This window comes from Oryzihumus leptocrescens, assembly GCF_006716205.1.
Taxonomy (GTDB): Bacteria; Actinomycetota; Actinomycetes; order Actinomycetales; family Dermatophilaceae; genus Oryzihumus; species Oryzihumus leptocrescens.
The window spans coordinates 459,194-483,140 of sequence record NZ_VFOQ01000001.1 but is presented as its reverse complement, the minus strand read 5'-3'; the positions used below and the strand labels follow the sequence as shown (position 1 = coordinate 483,140).

The 23,947-nt window shown below is 73.3% G+C and carries 24 protein-coding genes; 5 read left to right on the top strand and 19 right to left on the bottom strand.

Translation table 11 applies throughout. The features are described from left to right. Nucleotides 1–6: 6 nt before the first annotated feature. From tsaB to glmS, 7 genes are read right to left on the bottom strand one after another with little or no spacing between them, the layout of a single operon-like run. The gene (gene tsaB, locus FB474_RS02380; RefSeq protein ID WP_141787197.1) at nucleotides 7–681 is read right to left on the bottom strand and encodes a tRNA (adenosine(37)-N6)-threonylcarbamoyltransferase complex dimerization subunit type 1 TsaB; all 675 of its coding nucleotides are present in this window, start codon (nucleotides 679–681) and stop codon (nucleotides 7–9) included. 9 nt (nucleotides 682–690) lie between these two features. Then, nucleotides 691–1,164: a tRNA (adenosine(37)-N6)-threonylcarbamoyltransferase complex ATPase subunit type 1 TsaE gene (gene tsaE, locus FB474_RS02375; protein WP_141787196.1), complete on the bottom strand. Its 474-nt coding sequence runs from the start codon at nucleotides 1,162–1,164 to the stop codon at nucleotides 691–693. Continuing rightward, the gene (locus tag FB474_RS02370) at nucleotides 1,154–2,335 is read right to left on the bottom strand and encodes an alpha/beta fold hydrolase (RefSeq protein ID WP_141787195.1); all 1,182 of its coding nucleotides are present in this window, start codon (nucleotides 2,333–2,335) and stop codon (nucleotides 1,154–1,156) included. Before FB474_RS02370 ends, tsaE begins: the two co-directional genes overlap by 11 nt. Further along, nucleotides 2,332–3,507 (bottom strand): alanine racemase, encoded by a 1,176-nt coding sequence (gene alr, locus FB474_RS02365; protein WP_141787194.1) that lies wholly within the window; start codon nucleotides 3,505–3,507, stop codon nucleotides 2,332–2,334. Before alr ends, FB474_RS02370 begins: the two co-directional genes overlap by 4 nt. 13 nt (nucleotides 3,508–3,520) lie before the next feature. Next, entirely contained in the window at nucleotides 3,521–5,002 is a 1,482-nt protein-coding gene (locus FB474_RS02360; protein ID WP_141787193.1) for a bifunctional ADP-dependent NAD(P)H-hydrate dehydratase/NAD(P)H-hydrate epimerase, read from the bottom strand. A gap of 3 nt (nucleotides 5,003–5,005) precedes the next feature. Next, complete coding sequence (locus FB474_RS02355) at nucleotides 5,006–5,356, bottom strand: holo-ACP synthase (protein ID WP_141787192.1); 351 nt, start codon at nucleotides 5,354–5,356, stop codon at nucleotides 5,006–5,008. Nucleotides 5,357–5,387: 31 nt separating this feature from the next. Further along, nucleotides 5,388–7,247, bottom strand: a complete 1,860-nt coding sequence (glmS, locus tag FB474_RS02350) for a glutamine--fructose-6-phosphate transaminase (isomerizing) (protein WP_141787191.1) — start codon at nucleotides 7,245–7,247, stop codon at nucleotides 5,388–5,390. A 58-nt stretch (nucleotides 7,248–7,305) separates the two neighbouring features. Here glmS and coaA point away from each other — a divergent pair, with 58 nt between their 5' ends. Next, nucleotides 7,306–8,271 carry a type I pantothenate kinase gene (coaA, locus tag FB474_RS02345; RefSeq protein WP_141787190.1) on the top strand — a complete coding sequence of 322 codons (966 nt, stop codon included), beginning with the start codon at nucleotides 7,306–7,308 and terminating at the stop codon, nucleotides 8,269–8,271. Nucleotides 8,272–8,314: 43 nt separating this feature from the next. Continuing rightward, the gene (locus tag FB474_RS02340) at nucleotides 8,315–9,703 is read left to right on the top strand and encodes a class II fumarate hydratase (protein WP_141787189.1); all 1,389 of its coding nucleotides are present in this window, start codon (nucleotides 8,315–8,317) and stop codon (nucleotides 9,701–9,703) included. 155 nt (nucleotides 9,704–9,858) lie between these two features. Here FB474_RS02340 and FB474_RS21400 read toward each other — a convergent pair whose 3' ends face one another. The 3 genes from FB474_RS21400 to FB474_RS02325 all read right to left on the bottom strand — a co-directional run bounded on the left by FB474_RS21400 (nucleotide 9,859) and on the right by FB474_RS02325 (nucleotide 13,434). Beyond that, entirely contained in the window at nucleotides 9,859–10,512 is a 654-nt protein-coding gene (locus FB474_RS21400; RefSeq protein WP_221632408.1) for an aggregation-promoting factor C-terminal-like domain-containing protein, read from the bottom strand. 456 nt (nucleotides 10,513–10,968) lie between these two features. Continuing rightward, entirely contained in the window at nucleotides 10,969–12,204 is a 1,236-nt protein-coding gene (phoH2, locus tag FB474_RS02330; protein WP_246092279.1) for an RNA 5'-3' helicase PhoH2, read from the bottom strand. 468 nt (nucleotides 12,205–12,672) lie between these two features. Further along, nucleotides 12,673–13,434: an isoprenyl transferase gene (locus tag FB474_RS02325; RefSeq protein ID WP_221632407.1), complete on the bottom strand. Its 762-nt coding sequence runs from the start codon at nucleotides 13,432–13,434 to the stop codon at nucleotides 12,673–12,675. Between the two features lie 128 nt (nucleotides 13,435–13,562). Between FB474_RS02325 and trhA the strand changes: the two genes are divergently transcribed. After that, nucleotides 13,563–14,285, top strand: a complete 723-nt coding sequence (gene trhA, locus FB474_RS02320) for a PAQR family membrane homeostasis protein TrhA (protein ID WP_141787186.1) — start codon at nucleotides 13,563–13,565, stop codon at nucleotides 14,283–14,285. Between the two features lie 32 nt (nucleotides 14,286–14,317). On the opposite strand, the gene FB474_RS02315 is transcribed toward trhA, so the two are convergent. The 3 genes from FB474_RS02315 to mca are packed head-to-tail and all read right to left on the bottom strand — an operon-like array spanning nucleotide 14,318 to nucleotide 15,973. Further along, nucleotides 14,318–14,698: a VOC family protein gene (locus tag FB474_RS02315; RefSeq protein WP_141787185.1), complete on the bottom strand. Its 381-nt coding sequence runs from the start codon at nucleotides 14,696–14,698 to the stop codon at nucleotides 14,318–14,320. A gap of 55 nt (nucleotides 14,699–14,753) precedes the next feature. Next, nucleotides 14,754–15,059: a hypothetical protein gene (locus FB474_RS02310; RefSeq protein WP_141787184.1), complete on the bottom strand. Its 306-nt coding sequence runs from the start codon at nucleotides 15,057–15,059 to the stop codon at nucleotides 14,754–14,756. Beyond that, complete coding sequence (mca, locus tag FB474_RS02305) at nucleotides 15,056–15,973, bottom strand: mycothiol conjugate amidase Mca (protein WP_141789756.1); 918 nt, start codon at nucleotides 15,971–15,973, stop codon at nucleotides 15,056–15,058. Before mca ends, FB474_RS02310 begins: the two co-directional genes overlap by 4 nt. Nucleotides 15,974–16,082: 109 nt before the next feature. Here mca and FB474_RS02300 point away from each other — a divergent pair, with 109 nt between their 5' ends. Further along, nucleotides 16,083–16,457 carry a DUF4307 domain-containing protein gene (locus tag FB474_RS02300; protein ID WP_141787183.1) on the top strand — a complete coding sequence of 125 codons (375 nt, stop codon included), beginning with the start codon at nucleotides 16,083–16,085 and terminating at the stop codon, nucleotides 16,455–16,457. A 183-nt stretch (nucleotides 16,458–16,640) separates the two neighbouring features. After that, nucleotides 16,641–17,132, top strand: a complete 492-nt coding sequence (greA, locus tag FB474_RS02295) for a transcription elongation factor GreA (RefSeq protein WP_141787182.1) — start codon at nucleotides 16,641–16,643, stop codon at nucleotides 17,130–17,132. 114 nt (nucleotides 17,133–17,246) lie between these two features. Here greA and FB474_RS02290 read toward each other — a convergent pair whose 3' ends face one another. Genes FB474_RS02290 through FB474_RS02265 form a run of 6 tightly spaced genes read right to left on the bottom strand, consistent with a single transcriptional unit; the run spans nucleotide 17,247 to nucleotide 23,932 of the window. Further along, nucleotides 17,247–18,062 carry an ABC transporter permease gene (locus tag FB474_RS02290; RefSeq protein WP_141787181.1) on the bottom strand — a complete coding sequence of 272 codons (816 nt, stop codon included), beginning with the start codon at nucleotides 18,060–18,062 and terminating at the stop codon, nucleotides 17,247–17,249. Beyond that, on the bottom strand, nucleotides 18,059–19,051 hold the full coding sequence (locus FB474_RS02285) for an ATP-binding cassette domain-containing protein (RefSeq protein WP_141787180.1): 993 nt from the start codon (nucleotides 19,049–19,051) through the stop codon (nucleotides 18,059–18,061). The genes FB474_RS02290 and FB474_RS02285 overlap by 4 nt, the downstream gene beginning before the upstream one ends. Nucleotides 19,052–19,108: 57 nt before the next feature. Next, nucleotides 19,109–20,332: a threonine ammonia-lyase gene (ilvA, locus tag FB474_RS02280; protein ID WP_141787179.1), complete on the bottom strand. Its 1,224-nt coding sequence runs from the start codon at nucleotides 20,330–20,332 to the stop codon at nucleotides 19,109–19,111. A gap of 22 nt (nucleotides 20,333–20,354) precedes the next feature. Further along, a complete protein-coding gene (locus FB474_RS02275; protein WP_141787178.1) occupies nucleotides 20,355–21,689 on the bottom strand; it encodes a glutamate mutase L in 1,335 nt (444 codons plus the stop codon). A gap of 19 nt (nucleotides 21,690–21,708) precedes the next feature. Continuing rightward, nucleotides 21,709–22,893 (bottom strand): cystathionine gamma-synthase, encoded by a 1,185-nt coding sequence (locus tag FB474_RS02270; protein WP_141787177.1) that lies wholly within the window; start codon nucleotides 22,891–22,893, stop codon nucleotides 21,709–21,711. 52 nt (nucleotides 22,894–22,945) lie between these two features. After that, nucleotides 22,946–23,932, bottom strand: coding sequence for a GNAT family N-acetyltransferase (locus FB474_RS02265; RefSeq protein ID WP_141787176.1), 987 nt, complete (start codon nucleotides 23,930–23,932; stop codon nucleotides 22,946–22,948). Between the last annotated feature and the right edge of the window lie 15 nt (nucleotides 23,933–23,947).

Genomic DNA, 23,947 nt, shown 5'->3' with positions numbered 1-23,947 from the left:
CCTCCATCACAGCACCGACTTGCGGGTCACCGACGGCGCGGCGTCGGGACGGCGCAGGTAGAGCGGCTCCGGCGGTCCGAGCTCCTCCCCCGCGGCCAGCCGGGCTGCGGCGACGGCCGCGAGGTGCCCGGCGCTGACGTCCAGCGGGGGCACACCCGCCCCGAGCAGGTCGGGGTAGAGCAGCGGCCCGCGGCCGGCCACGGCGCGACCGGCGACCCGGTCGACGAGGTCCGAGGGCTTGTCCACGGCCGGCCCCTCCATGCGTCGCGGCCCGGCGTCGGTGACGGCGTAGTCGGCCCAGTAGACCTCCTTGCGCCGCGCGTCCGTGGCCACGAGGAAGGACTGCCCCACCTCGGCAGGGCGCTCGGCCCAGGCCTGGTGGGCGATCGCGTCCAGGCTGCACACGCCGTGGACCGGTATGCCACGGGCGAAGGCGAGGGTGCGCGCCGTCACCAGCCCGACGCGCAGGCCGGTGAACGGCCCCGGGCCGGTGCCGGCGATGACCGCGGTGACGTCGGCGACCGAGGCGCCGGCCTCGCGCAGGGCGGCCTCGATGCCGGGGGCGAGGTGCTCGCCGTGCCGGCGGGCGTCCAGGGTCGCCGTCTCGGCCAGCACCCGCTCGCCGTCGTGCAGGGCGACGGTGATGGCCGTGGTGGAGGTGTCGATCGCGAGCAGCAGCACGGGGTCAGGCTAACCAGCCAGCAGGGTGCCCAGCTCCCCGGCCGCCGCGCCGGTCCAGCGCGGGCCGTGGCCCTCGACGGTGACGCGGCGTCGGTCGGCCCCGGTGAGCGTGACCTCGAGGTAGTCCTCGGCGAGGCCCTCGGCCAGCCCGTGGCCCCACTCCACGACGGTGACCGAGTCGGCCAGGTCGGCGTCGAGGTCGAGGTCGTCGAGCTCGGCGAACCCGCCCAGGCGGTAGGCGTCGACATGGACCAGGGCCGGGCCGCCGACCAGGGAGGGGTGGACCCGCGCGATGACGAAGGTCGGTGAGGTGATCGGCCCGCGCACCCCCAGGCCCTCGGCGATGCCCTGGGTGAGCGTGGTCTTGCCGGCACCGAGGTCGCCGGTGAGCAGCAGCAGGTCACCGGCGCGCAGGCACCGGCCCAGCCGGGCGCCCCACGCCTGCGTGTCCTCGACCGTGTCGAGGGTGAGCTCAGCCCGCACGGCGGCGACGTCGGCCCTGCACCTGGCTGACCCGGCGCTGCTGGGCCAGGTCGGTGACGGTGCGGCGGACACGGGGCTTGCGGCGGACGGTGGCGTGCTCGGCACTGGCCCGGCGGGCGCGCTCGATGAGCGCCAGCAGCTGCTCGCTGACGACGTCGGGGTGCTCGAGCATGATGATGTGGCCGGCGTCGTTGACGACGACGTGCTCGGCGCCCGGCACCAGCCGCACGATCTCCTCGCTGTGGTCCGGCGGGGTGAGCAGGTCCCCGGCACCGTTGAGCACCAGCGTCTCCACGCCGATGAACTGCGCCAGCGCCTCCCGCTTGTCGTGCCGGTCGAAGCCGGGCATGAAGTGCGAGACGACATCCAGGCGGGTGCCGAGGATCATGTCGCCGGTCAGCCGGACGATGCCCAGCGGGACCGGGGAGGCGAAGGAGTAGCGGTCGACGAGGAAGTCCTCGATGCCGCGGCCGGCCTTGCGGGCGGAGGCGAGCACGCCCTGGCGCTCGGCGAGCTGGCCGACGGCGCGCGGCCCGAGCCGGCGCACCAGGGTGCCCATGAGGTTGCCCATGCCCCAGTCCACGTCGGACAGGCCACCGGGGCTGGTGGCCACGAACGCCACGCCGATGACCCGCTCGCGGATCAGGTCGTGGTGCTCCACGGCCAGGGACATGATCGTCATGCCGCCCATGGAGTGGCCCACGAGGACCAGCGGGCCCTCGGGCGCGGCCTCGGCGATCACCCGGGCCAGGTCCTGGCCGAGCTGGTCGACCTCGTAGTGCTCGGGCGAGCCGGTGCCGGAGCGGCCGTGGCCGCGCTGGTCCCAGACCACGACCCGGTAGCCGGCCGCGGTGAGCGCGCGGCGCTGGAAGACCCAGCAGCGCAGGCTGAGGGTGTAGCCGTGCGAGAGCACGACCGTGGGCACCGGGCCCGTGCCGCTCGCAGGTGCGGTCGGGTGGTCCACCTCGACGTGCAGCGGCACCCCGTCGTCGGCGACGACGACCAGCTCCTCGTCGGCGACGCGCTCGTAGGTCTCCGAGCTGTCCAGCGCGATCGCGGTGTTGCGCGCCCGCACGAGCCGGTCGGCGGCGACCCCCACGGCGGCCGCGGCACCGGCCGCGACGAGGCCGACGCCCAGGCCGGTCAGGGTCTTGTTCCGTGCGGGACTCACCGTGCACCTCCGACGTGGACGCGGGGCACCCGCGACCCGATTCTCGTGACGATCTCGTAGGAGATCGTGCCCGTGGCCTGTGCCCAGTCCTCGGCGGTCGGCCCTCCGGCATCGCCGCGGCCGAAGATCTCGGCCACGTCACCGGGGTGGACCTCGGCCCCGGGGCCGACGTCCACGACGAACTGGTCCATGCAGACCCTGCCAGAGACGGTGTGCCGTGTCCCGGCGACACTCACCGGCCCCACGTTGGTGGCGTTGCGCGGGATGCCGTCGGCGTAGCCCACCGGCACCAGCGCCAGGGTGGTGTCCCGCTGGGTGACGTACTGGTGCCCGTAGCTGACGCCCTGACCGGCCGGGACCCGCTTGACCACGGCGAGGTTGGCGGTCAGCGTCATCGCCGGGGTCAGCCCGAACGAGGCCGGGTCGCCCAGGTGCGGCACCGGCGAGAGCCCGTAGACGGCGATGCCGGGCCGGACCAGGTCGAAGGCGGCCGAGGGGTTGGTCAGCGTCGCCGCGGAGTTGGCCAGGTGGCGGACCTCGAGGTCGCAGCCGGCCTTCTCCGCCTCGCGCACGGCCTCGGCGAAGCGCTCCTGCTGCAGCCGCACGGTCGGGTGGTCGGGGGCGTCGGCGTAGACGAAGTGCGACCACACCCCCACGACGCGCACCGCGCCCTCGGCCTCGAGCGCGCGGGCGGCGTCCAGCAGCACCGGCCAGTCGGCCCCGTAGGCGCCGTTGCGACCCAGGCCGGTGTCGACCTTGAGGTGGATCCGTGCGGTCCGGCCGAGCGTGCGGGCGGCGGCGGCGACCTCCTCCAGGGCCCAGGTGGCCGAGACCGACAGGTCCACGTCGGCGCCGATCGCGGCGGCGAAGTCGGTGCCGGGCACGTGCAGCCACGACAGCACGCGGGCGTCGATCCCGGCCTCCCGCAGGGCCATGGCCTCGGGCAGCTGGGCCACGCCCAGCCAGCTGGCACCGCCGGCGAGGGCGGCCCGGGCGCTGGGCAGCAGGCCGTGGCCGTAGCCGTCGGCCTTGACCACGGCCATGACGCCGGCGTCCCCGGCGTGCTCGCGCAGCGTCCTGACGTTGCCGGCGATGGCGTCGAGGTCGACGGTGGCGCGCGCAGGGGCGCCACCGCTCAGCGAGGTGGAGGGGGCGGCGTCCGGTGCTGTCATCACACCCAGTCTCTCAGGCGCGGCCCGGGGGCCGCTCCAGCAACCCCGCCACGACCCCCGGTATGCCGTGTGCCACCGCGAGCGCGCGCACCGGACCACCGGGGTTGGCCGCGTGCCCGGCCAGGCCGTGCACGAGGGCGGCGAGGCTGCCCGCGTCGAGGGGGCTGAGCCCGGCGGCGAGCAGCGTGCCGGCCAGCCCCGCGAGCACGTCGCCGGAACCGGCGGTCGCCAGCCACGCCGGCGCGTCGGCCTGCGACCGGATCGGCAACCGGCTGCTCCCGGCCGGCACGACCAGGGTGGTCGAGCCCTTGAGCAGGACGGTGCAGCCGGTCCGGTCGGCCAGCTCGCGGGCGTGGGTCACGGGCGTCCCCGCCACCTGGGCCCGGGTGAGCTCCCGGCCGGTGAGGCGGCTGAGCGCCCTTGCGAGCTCGCCCGCGTGCGGGGTGAGCAGCGTCGGGGCGGCCCGGGGCCCGTCGAGCAGGTCGAGCGCCCCGGCGTCGACGACGCAAGGCTCGCCGGAGGCCAGCGCCTCCCGGGCCGCCGCGACCTGCGCCCGCCCGGCCTCGGAGTCGTCCTCCGCGTCCAGTCCCGGACCGACCACCCACGCCTGCACCCGGCCGGGGCCCATGACCGCCTCGGGCACCTGGGCCCGCACCAGCGCGGTGGGGGTGGACGGGCCGACGTAGCGCACCATGCCGACGCCGGCGCAGACCGCCGAGGTCACCGAGAGCAGGGCTGCCCCGGTGTAGTGCTCGCCGCCCGCGACCACGCCGAGGACCCCGCGGGAGTACTTGTCGTCGCCGGGCCCGGGCACAGGCCACATCCGGGCGGCGTCGTCGTGGGTGAGCCGCTGGACCGCGGGGACGGTGTCGACCTCCAGGCCGATGTCGACCACGGTCAGGCGTCCCACGGCTGACTCGGTGGCCGGCAGCAGGTGGACCGGCTTGGCCACGCCGAAGGTCACCGTCTCGTCGGCGAACACCCGGTCGGCGCTGCTGTCCTGGCCGGAGGGGTCGGCGCCGCTGGGCAGGTCGACGGCCACCAGCCACGCCTCGTCGGGCACGAGGTCGAACACGGCGCGCGCAGCCGGGGGAAGCCCCGGGCGCCCGCCGATGCCGAGCACGCCGTCGACGACCACGTCGGCGGCGGCGAGCAGGCGGGCGCCCTCGGGCGTCGCGGACTCGCCGGTCGACTCCACGACCTCGACGCCGGCCGCCAGCGCGGCCGCCAGGCCGCGCGCGTGTGGGTGCCCGCTCACGGTGACCGCCCCGACGGCGAACCCGCGCTCGGCAAGGCGCGCCGCGGCATACAGGGCGTCCCCGCCGTTGTTGCCGCCGCCGACGACGACCACGACGTGGCCGTCGCGGGCGACCCGCACGGCCACGACCTCGGCCAGCCCGGCCGCGGCCCGCTGCATCAGCTCGCCCTCCGGCAGCGCGGACATGGCCGCCTCCTCGGCGGCCCGGACGTCGTCCACGGCGTAGGCGTCGATCACGGGTCAGCCCTCGGCGATGACCACGGCCGAGGCGATGCCGGCGTCGTGCGACAGCGACACGTGCAGGCTGTGCACGCCCAGGGCGTCGGCCCGGGCCTGCACGCTGCCGATGATCTGCAGGTGCGGGCGGCCGTCGTCGCCGCGCATCACGGTGACGTCGCTCCAGTGCATGCCCGCGGGCGCGCCGAGCGCCTTGGCGAGGGCCTCCTTCGCGGCGAACCGCGCGGCGAGGGAGTTCAGCCCGAGCTCGCGCTCGGACTCGGTGAACAGCCGGTCCCTCAGGCTGGGCGTGCGCTCCAGGGTCTGCCCGAAGCGCTCGACGTCGACGACGTCGATGCCGACGCCGAGGATCATGCGGCCCGCCCGGCCACCGGCGCGGTCACGGTCACTCGACCGTGACCGACTTGGCCAGGTTGCGCGGCTGGTCGACGTCCAGGCCCTTGGCCGTGGCCAGCTCGCAGGCGAAGACCTGCAGCGGGACCGTGGTGACCAGCGGCGCCAGCAGCGCAGGGGTCTGCGGCACCCGGATCACCACGTCGGCGAACGGCACGACGTCCTCGTCGCCGTCCTCGGCGATGACGAGGGTGCGGGCGCCGCGGGCGCGGATCTCCTGGATGTTGCTGACGACCTTGCCGTGCAGGCCGTGCTCGCTGCTCGGCGAGGGCACGATGACGAACACCGGCTGGCCGGGCTCGATCAGGGCGATCGGGCCGTGCTTGAGCTCGCCGGCGGCAAAGCCCTCGGCGTGGATGTAGGCCAGCTCCTTGAGCTTCAGCGCGCCCTCGAGGGCCACCGGGTAGCCGACGTGGCGGCCGAGGAAGAGCACCGAGCGGGTGTCGGCCATGAAGCGGGCGATCTCGCGGACGCGGTCGAGGCCGTCGAGGACCTGCTGGATCTTGGCGGGGACCTCGTGCAGGTCCTTCATGACCGCCTGCGCCTCGTCGGCGTAGGTGCCACCGCGCAGCTGGGCGAGGTAGAGGCCGAGGATGTAGCAGGCGGTGATCTGGGCCAGGAACGCCTTGGTGGAGGCGACGGCGATCTCCGGGCCGGCGTGGGTGTAGAGCACCGCGTCGGACTCGCGCGGGATGGTCGAGCCGTGGGTGTTGCAGACGGCGACCACCTTGGCGCCGAGCTCACGGGCGTGCTTGACGGCCATGAGGGTGTCCATCGTCTCGCCGGACTGCGAGATCGCCACGACCAGGGTGCGCTCGTTGACCACCGGGTCGCGGTAGCGGAACTCGTGCGCCAGCTCGACCTCGCACGGGATGCGGCACCAGTGCTCGATGGCGTACTTGGCGACCATGCCCGCGTAGGCGGCGGTGCCGCAGGCGATGATGACGATCTTGTCGACGGCGCGCAGGTCGTCCTCGGAGATGCGCAGCTCGTCGAGCACCAGCCGGCCGGTCTCGTCGGTGCGGCCCAGGAGGGTGTCGGCGACCGCGTGCGGCTGCTCGTTGATCTCCTTGGCCATGAAGTTGGGGTAGCCGCCCTTCTCGGCGGCCGCGGCGTCCCAGGTGACCTCGAACTGCTTGCCCTGCGCCGGGCTGCCGTCGAAGTTGATGACGGTGGCTGACTCGGGGGTGATCGTGACGATCTGGTCCTGCTCGAGCTCGAGCGCGCTGCGGGTGTAGCCGATGAACGCGGCGACGTCGGAGCCGAGGAAGTTCTCGCCCTGGCCGAGGCCGACGACGAGCGGGGAGTTGCGGCGAGCGCCGACGACGACGCCGGGCTGGTCGGCGTGCACGGCCAGGAGGGTGAACGCGCCCTCGAGGTCGCCGACGACCTGCTGCATCGCGGCGGTCAGGTCGTGGGTCTGCTCGTAGGCCTTGGCCAGCAGCTGCGCGACGACCTCGGTGTCGGTCTCGGACAGGAAGTGCACGCCGTCGGCGAGGAGGCCGGACTTGAGGGCGTGGAAGTTCTCGATGATGCCGTTGTGGATCAGGGCGAGCTTGCCGTCCTGGCCACCGCGGTGCGGGTGGGCGTTCTCGTCGGTGGGGCCGCCATGGGTCGCCCACCGGGTGTGACCGATGCCGGTCGAGCTCTCCGGCAGGGGGTGGCTCGCCAGCGCCTCGGTGAGGTTGACCAGCTTGCCGGCCCGCTTCTCGGTCGAGACGTGGTCACCGGTGACCAGGGCCACGCCCGCCGAGTCGTAGCCGCGGTACTCCAGCCGGGCCAGCCCCTCGAGGACGACGTCCAGCGCCTTGCCGTCGACGTTCGGGCCGACGTATCCAACGATTCCGCACATGGCGGTCAGCCTAGCCGGACCCCCACCCCGGCAGCGCACGCCGGACCACTCGGCCAGAATGAGCGCCGTGCCCCATCCCCACGGCCATGGCCTGCCCTCGCCCTACGTCGAGCTCGACCGCGCGGCGTGGGCCCGGCTGCGCAACCAGCACCCGCTGAGCCTGAGCGAGGCCGACGTCACCCGGCTGCGCGGGCTCGGGGACCGGCTCGACCTCGAGGAGATCGAGCAGGTCTACCTGCCGATCTCGCGGCTGCTCAACTTCTACGTCGGCGCCACCTCCGGCCTGCACCGGATCACCACCGACTTCCTGGGCGAGCAGCCCGAGCGCACGCCGTTCCTCATCGGCGTCGCCGGCTCGGTCGCCGTGGGCAAGTCCACGACCGCCCGGATCCTGCGCGAGCTCCTCGGCCGCTGGCCGGGCACCCCGCGGGTCGAGCTCATCACCACCGACGGCTTCCTCTACCCCAACGCCGAGCTCGAGCGCCGGGGACTGCTGCAGCGCAAGGGCTTCCCCGAGTCCTACGACCGCCGGGCGCTGCTCCGGTTCGTGGCCGAGGTCAAGGCGGGAGTGGAGGAGGTCGCCGCCCCGGTCTACTCGCACCTGACCTACGACATCGTCCCCGGCGCCCGGACCGTGGTGCGCCGCCCCGACGTGCTCATCGTCGAGGGCCTCAACGTGCTCCAGCCGCCGCGGGTGCTCGCGGACGGCCGCACCGGCCTGTCGGTCAGCGACTTCTTCGACTTCTCGGTCTACGTCGACGCCCGCCCCGAGGACATCAAGCGGTGGTACGTCGACCGGTTCTTCCGCCTGCGCGGCACCGCCTTCGCCGACCCCGACTCCTACTTCCACCGGTATGCCGCGCTGTCCGACGAGGAGGCCCGCGCCACCGCCGAGCGGATCTGGGACACCATCAACGCCCCCAACCTGGCCGAGAACGTCCGGCCCACCCGGGGTCGGGCGACCCTGGTCCTCGCCAAGGGCGAGGACCACAGCGTCCGGCGGGTCCGCCTGCGCAAGCTCTGACGACGGCGCTGCGGGCGGCAACCGCCGGGGTGATGATGGCCCCATGACCGATCGCGTGGAGCACGACTCGATGGGCGAGGTCCGGGTGCCGGCCGAGGCGCTGTGGGGCGCCCAGACCGCCCGGGCGGTCGAGAACTTCCCGATCTCGGGGCTGCGGATGCCGGCGGAGATCGTGCACGCCCTCGCCCGGGTGAAGGCGGCGGCGGCCGAGGTCAACGCCGAGCTCGGCGCCCTCGACCAGCAGCTGGCCGGCGCCATCGCCGACGCCGCGGCGGAGGTCGCCGACGGCCGCCACGACGACCACTTCCCCATCGACGTGTTCCAGACCGGCTCGGGCACCTCGACCAACATGAACGTCAACGAGGTCGTGGCGCGACTGGCGCACCTCAGCAGCGGCCTGGCGGTGCACCCCAACGACCACGTCAACGCCGGACAGTCCAGCAACGACACCTTCCCGACCGCGATCCGGGTCGCCGCCGCGGTGGCGGTGGCCCGCGAGCTGGTGCCCGCCCTGGCGCACCTGGCCGAGGCGCTCGGGCGCAAGGAGGCCGAGTTCGCCTCCGTGGTCAAGGCTGGACGCACCCACCTCATGGATGCCGTGCCGGTCACGCTGGGCCAGGAGTTCTCCGGCTACCGGCGCCAGGTCGAGCTCGGCATCGCCCGGGTGCAGGCTGCTGCCGAGGGCGTGGCCGAGCTGCCACTGGGCGGCACCGCGGCCGGCACCGGGCTCAACGCCGCGCCGGGCTTCGCGGCCGCGGTCATCGAGCGCCTCGCCGCGCAGACCGGGGTCCCTCTGCGTGAGGCGGAGAACCACTTCGAGGCCCAGTCCACCCAGGACGCCGTGGTGGCCCTCAGCGGCGCCGTGAAGGTGGTCGCGGTGAGCCTGACCAAGATCTGCAACGACCTGCGCTGGATGGGCTCGGGCCCGCGGGCCGGCCTGGGCGAGATCCACCTGCCCGACCTGCAGCCGGGGTCGAGCATCATGCCCGGCAAGGTCAACCCGGTGGTCCCCGAGGCCACCCTCATGGTCTGCGCCCAGGTCATCGGCAACGACCTGACCATCACCACCGCCGGCGCGAGCGGAGCCTTCGAGCTCAACGTGATGCTCCCGGTCATCGGGCGCAACCTGCTGGAGTCGGTGACCTTCCTGGCCCACGCCGCCCGCCTGCTGGCCGACCGCTGCGTCGACGGCATCACCGCCGACGAGGAGCGCTGCCTGGACCTGGCCCAGGGCTCCCCCGCGATCGTCACCCCGCTCAACCGCTACATCGGCTACGAAGCGGCTGCCGCCGTGGCCAAGCAGGCCCTGGCCGAGCGGCGCTCGATCCGGGACGTCGTCCTCGACCGCGGCCACGTCGCGAACGGCGAGCTCACCGAGGACCAGCTCGACGCCGCCCTGGACGTGCTGGCGATGACCCGCCCGCCCGCCTGAGGTTGCTCACCGGTTTGCCCAGCTGAGGCCGGTCGACCGGCGGGTTGAGGCCGCCGGGAGCGGCCCGGGGTGAGCAAACCGGCCCGGGATGAGCACCGCGGACATGACGGACCCCGGACGGCGCTGCCGTCCGGGGTCCGGTGTCGTGGTGCGGCTCAGTACCAGTTCATGGCCTGGGAGTGGCCCCACGCGGAGCACGGGGAGCCGTAGCGGCTCTGGATGTACTGCAGACCCCACTTGATCTGCGTGGCCGCGTTGGTCTGCCAGTCCGAGCCGACCGAGGCCATCTTGGAGCCCGGCAGCGCCTGCGCGATGCCGTAGGCGCCGGAGCCGGCGTTGACGGCGTGGACGTTCCAGTTGGACTCCTTGGTCCACAGCGAGTCCAGGCAGCCGAACTGGTCCTGGCCCCAGCCGAACTGGCCGAGCATGAGCTTGGCCAGGGCGCGCGGGTCGGCGTTGGCCTGGGCGAGCAGCGCCTGGCGCTGCTTCTCACGCGCCGCGCGGGCCGCGGCCTCGGCGCGGGCCTGCGCAGCGGCCTCGGCGCGGGCACGCGCGGCCGCAGCGGCCTTGCCCTCGATCGCGGCGCGCTGCGTGTTGGCAGCCTGCCTGGCCGACGCGAGGTAGGCGTTGTTGTCGATCTGGGTGTCCGAGAGCTCGGTCGCCTGGGCGACCGCCTCGGGGCTGACGGTGAACGACGTACGGGTGGTCGCATGGTCGTTGGCCGACGCGTAGCCCGCCGCGGTGGCGGCGATGGTGGCAAGCGCGGCGCCGGAGGAGACCAGCGGACGCCGAAGAGCTTGGTTGAACACAAGTGGCCTTCCGAAGACCGTGCCCTGCGTGCTGGTGCGGCGGCACGGGGTGTTACCTCGGTGCCGGCCCGCGTAGGACGTGGTCATGACGCCTCCAGAAGAGAGTGGGCGCGCCTCGTGGGCGGCCCGCGCACGCAGATGGCTGTAACGCACGTGATGCCGCAGGGGGCTACGGCATCAGAAGGCGTCCCGCCATTGGGACGCCGGCGTTACCTGACCGAGATCTGACTCCGTCAACGGTGACAGTCCGGCTATGGCCCACCAAATTCGGCGGCCCGCAGCCGGTCCCGGTTGAGCACGCAGCGTAGCCCACAAATCGGGCAATGGGGATATTCCGTCAGGCCTGTGGACAAGCCCTCGGCAGGAGCCCGTCACACACAGTGACGGCGGGCGTGTGAGCCGACACACGCCCGCCGTCAGGGGTTCGGGACTGAAGTCCCTGTTCAGGACGCCGGTTCAGACCTCCAGGCCCTCGAGCAGGTCCGTCACCAGGGCCGCGATCGGGCTGCGCTCGCTGCGGGTGAGCGTGACGTGTGCGAACAGAGGGTGACCCTTGAGCGCCTCGATCACGGCCGCGACCCCGTCGTGCCGGCCGACCCGGAGGTTGTCGCGCTGGGCCACGTCGTGGGTCAGCACCACCTTGGAGTTCTGGCCGATGCGGGACAGGACGGTGAGCAGGACGTTGCGCTCCAGGCTCTGCGCCTCGTCCACGATGACGAACGCGTCGTGCAGGGAGCGGCCACGGATGTGGGTCAGCGGGAGCACCTCGAGCATCCCGCGGTCGAGGACCTCCTCGACCACCTCGTGGGAGACCAGCGCACCGAGGGTGTCGAAGACGGCCTGGGCCCAGGGGCCCATCTTCTCCGACTCGCTGCCCGGCAGGTAGCCCAGCTCCTGGCCGCCCACGGCATACAGGGGGCGGAAGACCACGACCTTGCGGTGCTGGCGCCGCTCCATGACCGCTTCCAGGCCGGCGCACAGCGCCAGGGCGCTCTTGCCGGTGCCGGCGCGGCCGCCGAGGCTGACGATGCCCACGTCGGGGTCCAGCAGCAGGTCCAGGGCGACCCGCTGCTCGGCGCTGCGGCCGTGCAGGCCGAACGCGTCGCGGTCGCCGCGCACCAGCCGCACGGACTTGTCGGCGCCGACCCGGCCCAGCCCGCTGCCCCGCGGGGACAGGAGCACCAGGCCGGTGTGGCAGGGCAGGTCGCGGGCCGCGTCGTGCTCGACCCTCCCGGCGTCGTAGAGGGCGTCCATCTGCTCGACCGTGACGTCGAGCTCGGTCATGCCGGTCCAGCCGCTGTCGACGGCGAGCTCGGCGCGGTACTCCTCGGCGTCGAGACCGACCGCCGAGGCCTTGACGCGCATCGGCAGGTCCTTGCTCACCACGGTGACGGCGCAGCCCTCGTTGGCCAGGTTGCGGGCCACCGCGAGGATCCGGGTGTCGTTGTCGCCGAGGCGGAACCCGGCCGGCAGCGACTCGGGATCGGTGTGGTTGAGCTCCACCCGCAGCGTGCCCCCGTGCTCCCCGACGACGACCGGGGCGTCGAGGCGGCCCTCACGGACGCGCAGGTCGTCCAGCAGGCGCAGGGCCTGGCGGGCGAAGTAGCCCAGCTCGGGGTGGTGGCGCTTGCCCTCGAGCTCGGTGACCACGACCACGGGGAGGACGACCTCGTGCTCGGCGAACCGGAGCATGGCCCTGGGGTCGGACAGCAGGACGGAGGTGTCGAGGACGAACGTGCGGTGGGCGGGGTCGTGCGGGGCGGCCTGGGTGGGCCGGGTGCGCGCGGCGCGCTGGGCCCCGGGTGCGGGGCTCGCGGACGCTGCGGCGCTGGGGCTGGTCGACGAACGACGGGTCGTGGCCAATTCCGACTCCCTCGGCACAGCGTTGCCGCTGCGCCTCACTCTCGGACCTGAGACCGGGACCGGGCCCACCGGTGACGGATGGGCCGGGTCCGGCCCTCCGTCCGGAGCCGGATTCGCTCCATCGGTGGACCTCCCGAACGCGCGGCGGGTGCCTTGCGTCAGTTCTGACGGTACGACGGCCGGGGCGCGTGTGACGCCTTTTCGACGGCGCGTCGTGAGGTGTCACCGGACCGTCATCGACCGTTGCCCGGGCGTTCCGGACATAGCGGACACGGCAGCCCGGGCACCGGGCCCCGGTCAGGACCCGAAGCGGCGCTCCCGCTCGGCGTAGGCGCGCAGCGCCCGCAGGAAGTCGACGTGGCGGAAGTCGGGCCAGTAGGCCTCGCAGAAGTAGAACTCGCTGTGGGCGCTCTGCCACAGCAGGAAGCCCCCCAGCCGCTGCTCGCCAGAGGTCCGGATCACCAGGTCGGGGTCGGGCTGCCCCTTGGTGTAGAGGTGCTCGGCGATGTGCTCGACGTCGAGGGCCTCGGCGAGCTCCTCGATCGAGGTGCCCCGGGCCGCGTGCTCCTGCAGCATCGAGCGCACGGCGTCGGCGATCTCCCGCCGGCCGCCGTAGCCGACCGCGACGTTGACCAGCAGGCCGTCGACGTCACGGGTCGCGTCCGCAGCCTCCTTGAGCCGGTGCGCCGTCTCGGCCGGCAGCAGGTCGAGCGCGCCGACGGGGTTGAGCCGCCAGCGCCCGGAGGCGGCCAGCCCGGCGACGGCCGTCTCGATGATCCGCAGCAGCGGGGTGAGCTCGGCGGCGGGACGGTTGAGGTTGTCGGTGGACAGCAGCCAGAGGGTGACGACCTCGACGCCGACCTCCTCGCACCACCCGAGCAGCGGGGAGATGTTGTCCGCACCGGCCTGGTGGCCCTGCGCGGTGTCGGCGCCGTTGGCCTTGGCCCAGCGCCGGTTGCCGTCGAGCATGACGCCCACGTGGCGCGGGAGCCGGTCCTGAGGGAGGCGAGCAATGAGGCGGCGCTCGTACGCGCCGTACAACAGGTTCCGCAGACCCACGTCCGTCCTCCTCGGTCTGGTGCGCGACCACCGTACTCCGCCCGGGCACCCGGGCCGACAGCGCTCCGCGACCTGCATCACAACCTACGTGCTAGTAACTTACGTGACCGTAGGTTACGGTGGCGGCCATGAGCTCCCGCCCGGTCAGCAGCAGCCCATCCCCCTCCAGCGAGACCAGCCCCGGACCCGTCGGGTCCGCGGTCGCCGCGCTCAAACCGCACCTGCGTGGGTGGATCCACGCGGGCACCTTCCCCCTGGCCCTCGCGGCCGGGATCGTGCTCGTCTGCCTGGCCCCGACGGGCACCGCCCGGCTGGGCGCCGCGGTGTTCGGCCTCACCGCCGCGATGCTGTTCGGCACCTCCGCGGTCTACCACCGCGGCACCTGGTCGCCGCGGGTCCAGGGCGTGCTCAAGCGCCTGGACCACTCCAACATCTTCCTGATCATCGCCGGCACCTACACGCCCTTCGCCCTGCTCCTGCTGCCGCCGGAGCAGTCCCGCACGCTGCTGCTCATCGTCTGGACCGGAGCCATCGCCGGCGTGCTCTTCCGGGTGCTCTGGGTGGGCGCGCCCCGCTGGCTCTACACCCCGGTCTACGTCGCCCTGGGCTGGGTCGCGGTGTTCTACTTCGGGCCGCTGCTCCAGCACGGTGGGGTCGCCGTGATGACGCTGATCGCCGTGGGCGGCCTGCTCTACACCCTCGGCGCCGTGGTCTACGGCACGAAGCGCCCCAACCCCTCCCCGCGCTGGTTCGGCTTCCACGAGGTGTTCCACGTGTTCACCGTGGCGGCCTTCGTGGTGCACTACGTCGCGGCCTCGCTGGCCGTCTACTCCGCCGGCCCGCCTGCCTGAGCCGGCGGGCGCGTCCGCGGACCGGTGCGCCCTCAGCCCCGGGCGGTCTGCCACAGGCCGACGGTGTTGCCCTCGGGGTCGCGGAAGTAGGCGGTCCAGCCCATCTCGCCGACCTGCATCCGCGGGACCAGCGTCGAGCCGCCGAGGGAGCCGATGGTCTCCAGGGCCTTGTCGATGTCGTCGACGTCGATGACCACCACGGGGTGGGTGAAGTTCCCGCCGCGGCCCATCAGCCCGCCGTCGATGAAGCCCGGCTCGGTCGGCCCCTGCTCCCCGGTGGGGCCGGTGCTGACCATCGTGTAGTTCATGTCCGGCACCGGCTGGACCTGCCAGCCGAACGCCTCACGGTAGAACGCATAGGCGCGCTCGGCGTCATCGAACGGGATCTCGAAGTGCACGACCCGACCGCTCATCGCGGTCACCTCCCACGGTCCGCGGAGCCCGCGGCCGGCCGGTCGCGGAGCCGGTTCAGGCTACGCCCGGCCCTCCGGCAGCACCGGGCTCTTGGTCCCGACCCGTGCCACCCTCGGCGTCGTCGTCCCGGGCGCTGACGGACCCTGCGGCCTCGTCCTCGTCGGTGTCACCCCGCGGTGCCGGGGCGCCGCCGGCCGGACCACCCTGCGCGGCCCGGGCCTCGGCCTCCTCACGGAAGCTCATCCGGCGCAGCCGGGCGTTCATGTTGCGCATGAGCAGCCACAGCGCGACCGCGAGCAGGAAGAAGGCCAGGAAGCCTCCGAGGCCGGCCGTGACGTTGGTGCTCACGGTGGTGTTCACGATGCGTCCTTGCTGGTGCCGTCGTAGTGCAGCTCGAGGCCGCCCTTGCGGGCCAGCGCGTCAGCCTCGGCCAGCGAGGCCAGCCCGGCGAACAGGCAGTCCTCGATGGGCTCGACCGGCACGTAGGACAGGGCCGCCTCGAAGTCCTCGGTCGGCCAGATCTCCTGCTGCATCTCCAGCGGCACCATGAACCACGACCCCTCGGGGTCGATCTGCGTGGCGTGGGCCAGCAGCGCCCGGTCACGTGTCGGGAAGTGCTCCGCGCAGGGGATGCGCGTGGTGATGGTGCGCTCGCCGCGGTCCTCCCAGCGCGCGATCCACTCGCCGTAGGGGGACTCCAGCCCGGCCTGCTCCATCGCGTCGTGGAAGGCCAGGATGCGGCCCTTGGACAGGGTCTGGTTGTAGTAGATCTTCAGCGGCTGCCACGCCTCGCCCGCGTGCGGGTATGCCGCGGGGTCACCCGCCGCGCGGAACGCCGACATGCCGACCACGTGGGTCATGACGTGGTCGGGGTGGGGGTAGCCGCCGTTCTCGTCATACGTCGTCATGACGTGCGGGCGGAACTCGCGCACGACCCGCACCAGGGCCTCGGTGCTCACCTCGACCGGCTCGAGCGCGAAGCACCCCTCCGGCAGCGGCGGCAGCGGGTCACCCTCGGGCAGACCGGAGTCGACGAAGCCCAGCCAGGTGTGCTGCACCCCCAGGATCTCCTGGGCCTTGGCCATCTCGCGGCGCCGCACGTCAGGCAGGTCGCGCAGGATCTCGGGGTCGTCCTTGAGGGCAGGGTTGAGCACGTCGCCGCGCTCGCCGCCCGTGCAGGAGACCACCAGCACCTCGACACCGTCGGCGACGTACTTGGCCATCGTGGCCGCGCCCTTGCTCGACTCGTCGTCGGGGTGCGCGTGCACCGCCATGAGTCGCAGTCCTTCAACCACCGTGCACACCTCGTGGAGCCATGTCGGAGAATGATCGGGCTCATCATGTCACCCGGCGCCGACCGCGCCTGCGTCGGAAGGGTCCTCCGTGCCGCTGCCCCGCCCCGCCCCCGGAACCACGCGCTGGTGGGTCATCGGCACCATCGGGTGCGCCGTGGGCATCGCCATCGCCGTCTGGCTGGGCCTGGCGAGCACCGTCGGCCAGGTGTCGTGGACCGACATCGGCTACCACGTGGTCGACGACAGCCGGGTGGACGTGAGCTACGACGTGCACCGACCCACCGGCAAGGCCGTGACCTGCGAGGTCCGGGCGCTGGACTCCCACTTCGGCACGGTCGGCAGCGTCACCGTGCACGTGCCCGCCGCCGGGCCGGACTCGGTGCACCGGGAGACCACGGTCCGCACCACGTCGCGCGCCGTGACCGGCGTCGTCCAGACCTGCTCCGTGGACGGGGCGCAGTAGCCCCCGTGCCGCAGCCCACCAGCGCGGATTGGCCGTGACCACCCCTTCGCTTGCTAGGCTGGTCGCTTCACACTTGGGTCTGGACCTGCGACCGCACCGGTCGGGTCCGGGCCCGATTGCTTAGTCACCCGGCACCCCGGCGCACCCCGCCCCGGCCCGTCGGGTCCAACCAAGGAGTCAGACGTGAGCGACACTGCGACCACCACGGGGAGCTTCCTCACCCAGGAGGCGTACGACCGTCTCAAGGCAGAGCTCGAGCAGCTCTCCGGCGAGGGCCGCACCGAGATCGCCAAGAAGATCGAGGCGGCCCGCGAGGAGGGTGACCTCCGGGAGAACGGCGGCTACCACGCCGCCAAGGAGGAGCAGGGCAAGATGGAGGCCCGCATCCGCCAGCTCACCCAGCTGCTCGAGACCGCCACCGTCGGCGAGGCCCCGAAGAACGACGGCACCGTCGTGCCGGGCATGGTCGTCACCGTCGAGATGTTCGGCGACCAGGAGACCTTCCTGCTCGGCAGCCGCGAGATCGAGGGCGACGAGCTCGAGGTCTTCAGCGAGAAGTCCCCGGTCGGGGCGGCCATCAACGGCGCCAGGATCGGCGACACCGTGAGCTACGAGGCCCCCAACGGCAAGAAGATCGAGGTCAAGATCCTCGAGGCCAAGCCGTATGCCGGTTAGTCACCCCCGCGGGTGACCCCACCCGAGCACGAAGGCCGCCTCCCCTGACGGGGAGGCGGCCTTCTGCGTGTCGGGCATCCGTGGGCCGGGAGCCCGGCCGGCGGTGGAGCGGGATCAGCGGCTGGTGGAGCGGCGGTACTGCGCGCTGGCCAGCGGGACGAACACCAGCAGCACCCCGACCGCCCAGATCAGCGTGTAGGCGACCGGGTGGGTGAGCGCCCATCCTTGGGGTGCGGGGTGGTCGGGACTCGGGGGGAGAGTGTTGCCGAACAGCTCGCGCGCCGCCTGGGTGACCGCCGAGACGGGGTTCCACTCGGCGAAGGTCTTCAGCGGCCCCGGCAGCGTCTCCAGCGGGACGAACGTGTTGGCCACGAAGGTCAGCGGGAAGATCACGATGAAGGCGGCGTTGTTGACCACCTCGGGGCTGGGCACGAGCAGCCCGATCCACGCCATGACCCACGAGATGGCGTAGGCGAAGACGATGAGCAGCAGGTAGCCGGCCAGCGCCTCCGGGATCGACGTGGTGATGCGCCAGCCCACGACCAGGCCGGTCAGCGACATGACCACGAGCACGATGACGTTGTTGACGACGTCGGACAGGGTGCGGCCGAAGAGCACCGACGACGGCGACATCGGCAGCGACCGGAACCGGTCGATGATGCCCTTCTTGACGTCGTCGGCCAGCGCCGAGCCGGTGATCGTGGCCCCGAAGACGACGGTCTGGGCAAAGATGCCGGCGATGAGGAACTGGCGGTAGAGCGAGCCGCCGCCCTGGTGGTCGATCGCCCCGCCGAAGACGTAGGCGAAAAGCAGCACGAACATGATGGGCGACAGGGTGGTGAAGACCAGCAGGTCGGGCACCCGCTTGATCTTGATCAGGTTGCGCTTGGCGACGACCATCCCGTCGCTGACGGCGGTCTGCACGCTCATCGGGCCTCACTCCCCACCGTCTCGAGCCCGGCGTCGTCGGCGGCCGCGCCAGGGCGGCCGGTCAGGGTCAGGAACGCGTCGTCGAGCGTCGGCCGCCGCACGCCGATGTCCTGGACCTCGATGCCCTCGCCGTCCAGGGCGCGCACGGCGTCGAGCAGCGGGCCGGTGCCGCCGCCGGTCGGCAGGGTGATCCGCCGGGTGTGCTGCTCCACCTCGGGCTCGGCACCGTCGACCGACAGCGGCGCGAGCACCCCGGCGGCGCGTCGCAGGAGCGCGGCGTCGGCGATGACCACCTCGAGGCGCTCCCCGCCGACCTGGGCCTTGAGCTCGTCGGCGGTGCCCGAGGCGATGACCTTGCCGTGGTTGACCACGACGATCGAGTCGGCGAGGCGGTCGGCCTCCTCGAGGTACTGCGTCGTCAGCAGCAGGGACGTGCCGCCCGAGACCAGCTCGGTGATGACCTCCCACATGTCGCCGCGGCTGCGCGGGTCGAGCCCGGTCGTCGGCTCGTCGAGGAAGATCACCGGCGGGCGCGCGACGAGGGCCCCGGCGAGGTCGAGCCGCCGACGCATGCCGCCGGAGTAGGTCTTGACCGGGCGGTCGCCGGCGTCGCTGAGGCGGAACTGCTCGAGCAGCTCGCGCGCGCGGGCCCGGGAGGCCGCGCGGCCCAGGTGGTAGAGCCGGCCCACCATGTCGAGGTTCTCGAACCCGGTCAGGTAGTCGTCAACGGCAGCGAACTGTCCGGACAGCCCGATCAGGCCGCGCACCGTCGCCGGCTCGGCCAGCACGTCGACCCCGGCGACGTGGGCCCGGCCGGCGTCGGGCTCGAGCAGGGTCGTCAGCACCCGCACGGCCGTCGTCTTGCCCGCACCGTTGGGCCCGAGCACCCCCAGCACCGACCCCTCGGGCACCCGCAGGTCCAGCCCGTCCAGGGCCCGGACCTCCTTGTAGTGCTTGACCAGCCCCTCCGCCACGACCGCGTCCGTCATGCGGGTCAGCCTCGCATGGGCCCCCGACAGCCCGCGACCGAAAAGGCGCAGGTCACCTCACCCGAAGTTCAGCTTGTAGCCCTTGCCCCGCAGCGTGCGCAGGACCTCTTCGCAGTGGGCCTGCCCCTTGGTCTCCAGCTGCAGGGCGATCTCGACCTCGTCGACGTGCAGGGTGGCGCCCATGCGGACGTGCTCGATCTCGAGCACGTTGGCGTCGACCGCGGCGAGGTCGGCCAGCAGCGCGGCGAGCGAGCCCGGACGGTCCGGCACCCGCAGCCGGAACTGCAGGTAGCGCCCTGCAGCGGACATGCCGTGCCGGATGATGCGCAGGAGCAGCAGCGGGTCGATGTTGCCGCCGGAGAGGACCGCGACCACCGGCCCGTCGCACGACCCCTGCCCGGCGGCGAGCAGCCGGCCCACGGCCGCGGCGCCGGCCGGCTCGACGACCAGCTTGGCCCGCTCGAGGACGAACAGCAGCGCGCGGGAGATCATCTCCTCGCTGACCGTCTCGACGGCGTCGACGAGCTCGCGCACGATCGCGTAGGGGACCTCCCCGGGGCAACCGACCGCGATACCGTCCGCCATCGTCGACATGGCACCCAGCGGCACCGGCTTGCCCGCGGCGAGCGACTGGGGGTAGGCGGCAGCCTGCTCGGCCTGCACCCCGATGACCCGCACGTCCGGGCGCTTGGCCTTGACCGCGACCGCGATACCGGCCAGCAGGCCGCCCCCGCCGGCGCTGGTGACGATGGTCTTGACCTCGGGGCACTGGTCGAGGATCTCCAGGCCGCAGGTGCCCTGGCCGGCGACGATGTCGGCGTGGTCGAACGGGTGGATCAGCACGGCTCCGGTCGACGCGGCCATCTCCTTGGCCGCGACGAGCGCCTCGTCGACGGTGGTGCCGACCTGCTCGACGTGGGCGCCGTAGGCCCGGGTGGCCAGCAGCTTGGGGATCGGCGCGCCGATCGGCATGTACACAGTGGAGTCGATGCCGAGCAGCTGCGCGGCGAGGGCGACGCCCTGGGCGTGGTTGCCGGCGCTGGCGGCGACGATGCCGCGCGCCTTCTCCTCCTCGCTCAGCCGGGCGATGCGCGTGTAGGCGCCGCGGATCTTGAACGACCCGGCACGCTGGAGGTTCTCGCACTTGAGGTACACGTCGGCGCCCACGCGCTCGGACAGCGCGCGGCTGTACTCCAGCGGGGTGGGACGGACGACGCCGCTGAGCAGGTCCTGCGCAGCGATGACGTCGTCGAGCGTGACGGGCAGCGACGGTGATGCCATGCGCGCAGGCTAGTCGGTCGGCTCAGCGCGCTGCGAGGACCCCACGGGCCAGCCGTGCGGCCACTTCCGGGCCGTGCCCGGGAGCATCGGTCAGGAGCCCGACGGCGAACAGCAGGTATGCGGTGTCGACCGCCGTGCGCGCGCCGTCCGGGACGCGCCACCCGCCGGCGTAGTCCCGCGTGACCGCCCCGAGCACGGCCTCGGCGACCCGGGGACCGCCGTGGCGCAGGACCCCACCGGAACCGACGACGTGGGCCAGGTTGGCCGTGGGCCGGCCGCTCTCGCCCGGGTGGGCCGGCCGGGCGTGCCGGCGCACCGCGACCAGGGCGGCGAGCCGGGCGAGCTCGGTGTCGAGGCCGGCCTCCCCGGCGTCGCCGGGGAGGTGCCCGGTGTCGTGGGAGACGCGCTCGGCCCAGCGCCGCAGCCGGCGCAGCTCCCCGCCGGCCAGCAGGTGCTCGGCGACCGCGGCCTCGACCACCCCGGTGGCGTTCCAGCGCATGCCCAGGTCGCCCTCGACGGTGCGGGCGTGCCACAGCGGGGCGACGACGTCCTTGTGCAGGGTCGCGTCCTCCCCCTCGGGCGTGATGACCGAGTAGACGTCGGTCGTGGCGCCGCCGACGTCGACGACCAGCACGTCGCCGTCGACCGCGGCGGCGAAGGTCTCGATCCCCCGCAGCATCGCGTCCGGGGTCGCGGCGCGGACCATCGCGGCGAAGTCGGGCCCGCGGGACAGGCCCTTGCCGCCGATGACGTGGCGCAGGAAGACCTCGCGGATCGCTGCGCGGGCGCCCTCGGGGGCGATCACCCCGATCTGCGGCAGGACGTTGCCGGTGACCACGAACCGGCGGCCGGTGGACGCCAGCACGTCCGAGACCTCACCGGCCGCGTCGGCGTTGCCGGCCACCACCACGGGCTGGGTGACCCGGGCCTTCGCGAGCCGGGAGGCGTTGTGCAGCAGCACCTCGGCGTTGCCGCCGTCGGTGCCGCCGACGAGCAGCACCACGTCGGGGCGGGCCGCGCGCAGGGCCGCGACGTCGCTGCCGCCCATCGGACCGGCGGCGACGTGGACGACCTTGGCGCCGGCGCTCAGCCCGACCCGGTGCCCGGCCTCGGCCGTGACCGCCCGCTCGTAGCCGACGACGGCCAGGCGCAGGCCGCCGCCGGCGCTGGAGCAGGCCAGCACCTCGTCGACCCAGTGCCCCTCGAGCGACTCGCGGGCGTGCCGGTAGCCGTCGAGCACGTCGGTGCGGACCGTGGTCGGCACCGACGTGCTCGCCCGCAGCACGCCCTCGCCGGTGTCGACGAGCACGGCCTTGGTGAACGTCGACCCGAAGTCGACGCAGAGGACCTGCGCCACGGCAGCGGTGGGCTGCCGGTCAGGCGGTCTTGTCGAGCGCCGCCGCGAGGTCGGCGATGAGGTCGTCGACGTCCTCGATGCCCACCGAGAGGCGGATGAGGTCCGCCGGGACCTCCAGCTCGGTGCCGGCGACGCTGGCGTGGGTCATCCGGCCGGGGTGCTCGATGAGCGACTCGACGCCGCCCAGGGACTCCCCCAGCGTCCAGACCGAGGTCGCGCCGCAGACGTCGACCGCCCGCTGCTCGCCGCCGGTCACCTGGAAGCTGACCATGCCGCCGAACCGGCGCATCTGCTTGGCCGCGACCGCGTGCCCGGGGTGGCCCTCGAGGCCGGGGTAGTGCACGGCGGTCACGTCGTCACGGCCCTGCAGGAACGCCACGACCTTCTCGGCGTTGTCGCAGTGCCGGTCCATGCGCACCGCCAGGGTCTTCAGACCGCGCAGCACCAGCCAGGCGTCGAACGGCCCGGCGACGGCGCCCATCGAGTTCTGGTGGAAGGCGATCCGGTCGGCGGCGTCCTCGAAGCCGGGCACGCTCACGGACTCGGCGACGACGACCGCGCCGCCGACGACGTCGCTGTGGCCGCCGCAGTACTTCGTCGTGGAGTGCATGACGATGTCGGCGCCGAGCGAGAGCGGCTGCTGCAGGTAGGGCGTGGCGAAGGTGTTGTCGACCGCGAGCAGCGCCCCGGCCTCGTGGGCCACCTCAGCCAGCGCCGCGATGTCGGCGATGCCCAGCAGCGGGTTGGTCGGGGTCTCGACCCACACGATCCTGGTCTGGCCGGGGCGGATCGCCGCCCGCACGGCCTCGACGTCGTGGATCGAGGTGATGGTGTGCTCCACACCCCAGGGGCGGGCGACCTTGTTGAAGAGACGGTAGGTGCCGCCGTAGGCGTCGCTCGGCACGACCACGTGGTCGCCGGGGGTGAGCAGCGAGCGGATGACCGTGTCCTGCCCGGCCAGGCCGGAGGCGAACGCGAAGCCGCGGGCACCGCCCTCCAGGGCCGCCAGGCACTCCTCGAGCGCGGTGCGGGTCGGGTTGGCGGAACGGCTGTACTCGTAGCCGCCGCGCAGGCCGCCGACGCCGTCCTGCTTGTAGGTGGAGACCTGGTAGATCGCCGGCACGACCGCGCCGGTCTGGGGGTCGGGCTCCTGCCCCGCATGGATGGCGCGGGTGGAGAAGCCGGTGTCGCTGTGCTCGGTCATGCGGGCCAGCCTAACGGCCGGCACCACCCGCCCGACGGCCCGGCCGGTCGGCTCAGAGCCTCTTCTTCCACTCGCTGACGTAGCCCGTCACGGCGAAGCCCAGGGCCCGGTTCACGCGCAGCATCGGCTCGTTGCTGGCGGCGTTGTACGTGGTCACGACGGTGACCCCGGGCAGTCCCTCGCGCAGCGCCCGGAGGTTGGCAGCCTTGACCGCCAGGCCGAGCCCGTGGCCGCGGTGCTCGCGCAGGACGAGCGTGTCCTGCTGGTAGGCGCGCTCGGGGGTGGAGGCCGACACGGCCAGCTCGGTGAAGCCGACCAGGTGGCCCGAGGCGACCTCGCGCGCGACGCTGACGACGAACCGCCGCCCCATCGCGGTCATCCGCGCGTAGTAGCTGCGGACGCGCTCGGCGTCCCAGTCCTCCTCCTCGTGCTCGATCTCCCCCATCGGCGCGTCCGTGCTCATCCGCCGCGCGAGGTGCGCCCGGTCCTCCAGCCACGACTCGGGCATCGCGTCCCAGACCGTCTCCACCCGGTATGCCGGGTCGACCGGTGCGTCGTCGTCGCGCCCGTGCGCGAGGGTGAGGTCCGAGCGCAGGCTGCGCTGCGCCACGGCATACCCGTGCCTGGTGGCGAAGGCGGTGGCCGCACCGCCGGACTCCTCCGGGGAGACCGACCAGTCCTGGACGACCGAGCGGCCGAGTCCGCGGGCGAGGTCCTCGGCGGCGGCCAGCAGGGCGCTGCCGATGCCGCGGCGCTGGTGGTCGGGGTGGACCGAGAGCCAGCAGTTGGCGGACTCCAGGTTGTCCCGGGTCGCGCCGATGACCTGCACCGCACCCACGACGCTGCCCGCCTCGACCGCGGCGAGCGCGCGCCGCACCTTCTCCGGCGCCCGCTGGAGCTCACGGATCTCCTCGGCCGACCACGGCGTGGCCTGGTCACCCCACAGGGCGCGCTCGGCGGCGGCGTACACCTCGACCCACTCGCGGAACAGTCTGTCCTGCAACGGGTCCAGCGGGTCGACGTCGACGATCTCGGTCATGGGGCCAGCCAACCG

Coding starts and splice junctions, on each gene's coding strand:
- FB474_RS02285 (WP_141787180.1), bottom strand. CDS start 19,051: ATGACGGACGCGGTCGTGGCGGAGGGGCTGGTCAAGCACTACAAGGAG.
- FB474_RS02315 (WP_141787185.1), bottom strand. CDS start 14,698: ATGAGCGGTCGGGTCGTGCACTTCGAGATCCCGTTCGATGACGCCGAG.
- FB474_RS02340 (WP_141787189.1), top strand. CDS start 8,315: ATGACCGATCGCGTGGAGCACGACTCGATGGGCGAGGTCCGGGTGCCG.
- FB474_RS02265 (WP_141787176.1), bottom strand. CDS start 23,932: ATGACCGAGATCGTCGACGTCGACCCGCTGGACCCGTTGCAGGACAGA.
- FB474_RS02290 (WP_141787181.1), bottom strand. CDS start 18,062: ATGAGCGTGCAGACCGCCGTCAGCGACGGGATGGTCGTCGCCAAGCGC.
- glmS (WP_141787191.1), bottom strand. CDS start 7,247: ATGTGCGGAATCGTTGGATACGTCGGCCCGAACGTCGACGGCAAGGCG.
- mca (WP_141789756.1), bottom strand. CDS start 15,973: ATGGCGGTGCACGCGCACCCCGACGACGAGTCGAGCAAGGGCGCGGCC.
- ilvA (WP_141787179.1), bottom strand. CDS start 20,332: ATGGCATCACCGTCGCTGCCCGTCACGCTCGACGACGTCATCGCTGCG.
- FB474_RS02270 (WP_141787177.1), bottom strand. CDS start 22,893: ATGACCGAGCACAGCGACACCGGCTTCTCCACCCGCGCCATCCATGCG.
- alr (WP_141787194.1), bottom strand. CDS start 3,507: ATGACAGCACCGGACGCCGCCCCCTCCACCTCGCTGAGCGGTGGCGCC.
- FB474_RS02355 (WP_141787192.1), bottom strand. CDS start 5,356: ATGATCCTCGGCGTCGGCATCGACGTCGTCGACGTCGAGCGCTTCGGG.
- coaA (WP_141787190.1), top strand. CDS start 7,306: ATGAGCGCCGTGCCCCATCCCCACGGCCATGGCCTGCCCTCGCCCTAC.
- trhA (WP_141787186.1), top strand. CDS start 13,563: ATGAGCTCCCGCCCGGTCAGCAGCAGCCCATCCCCCTCCAGCGAGACC.
- phoH2 (WP_246092279.1), bottom strand. CDS start 12,204: ATGCTCCGGTTCGCCGAGCACGAGGTCGTCCTCCCCGTGGTCGTGGTC.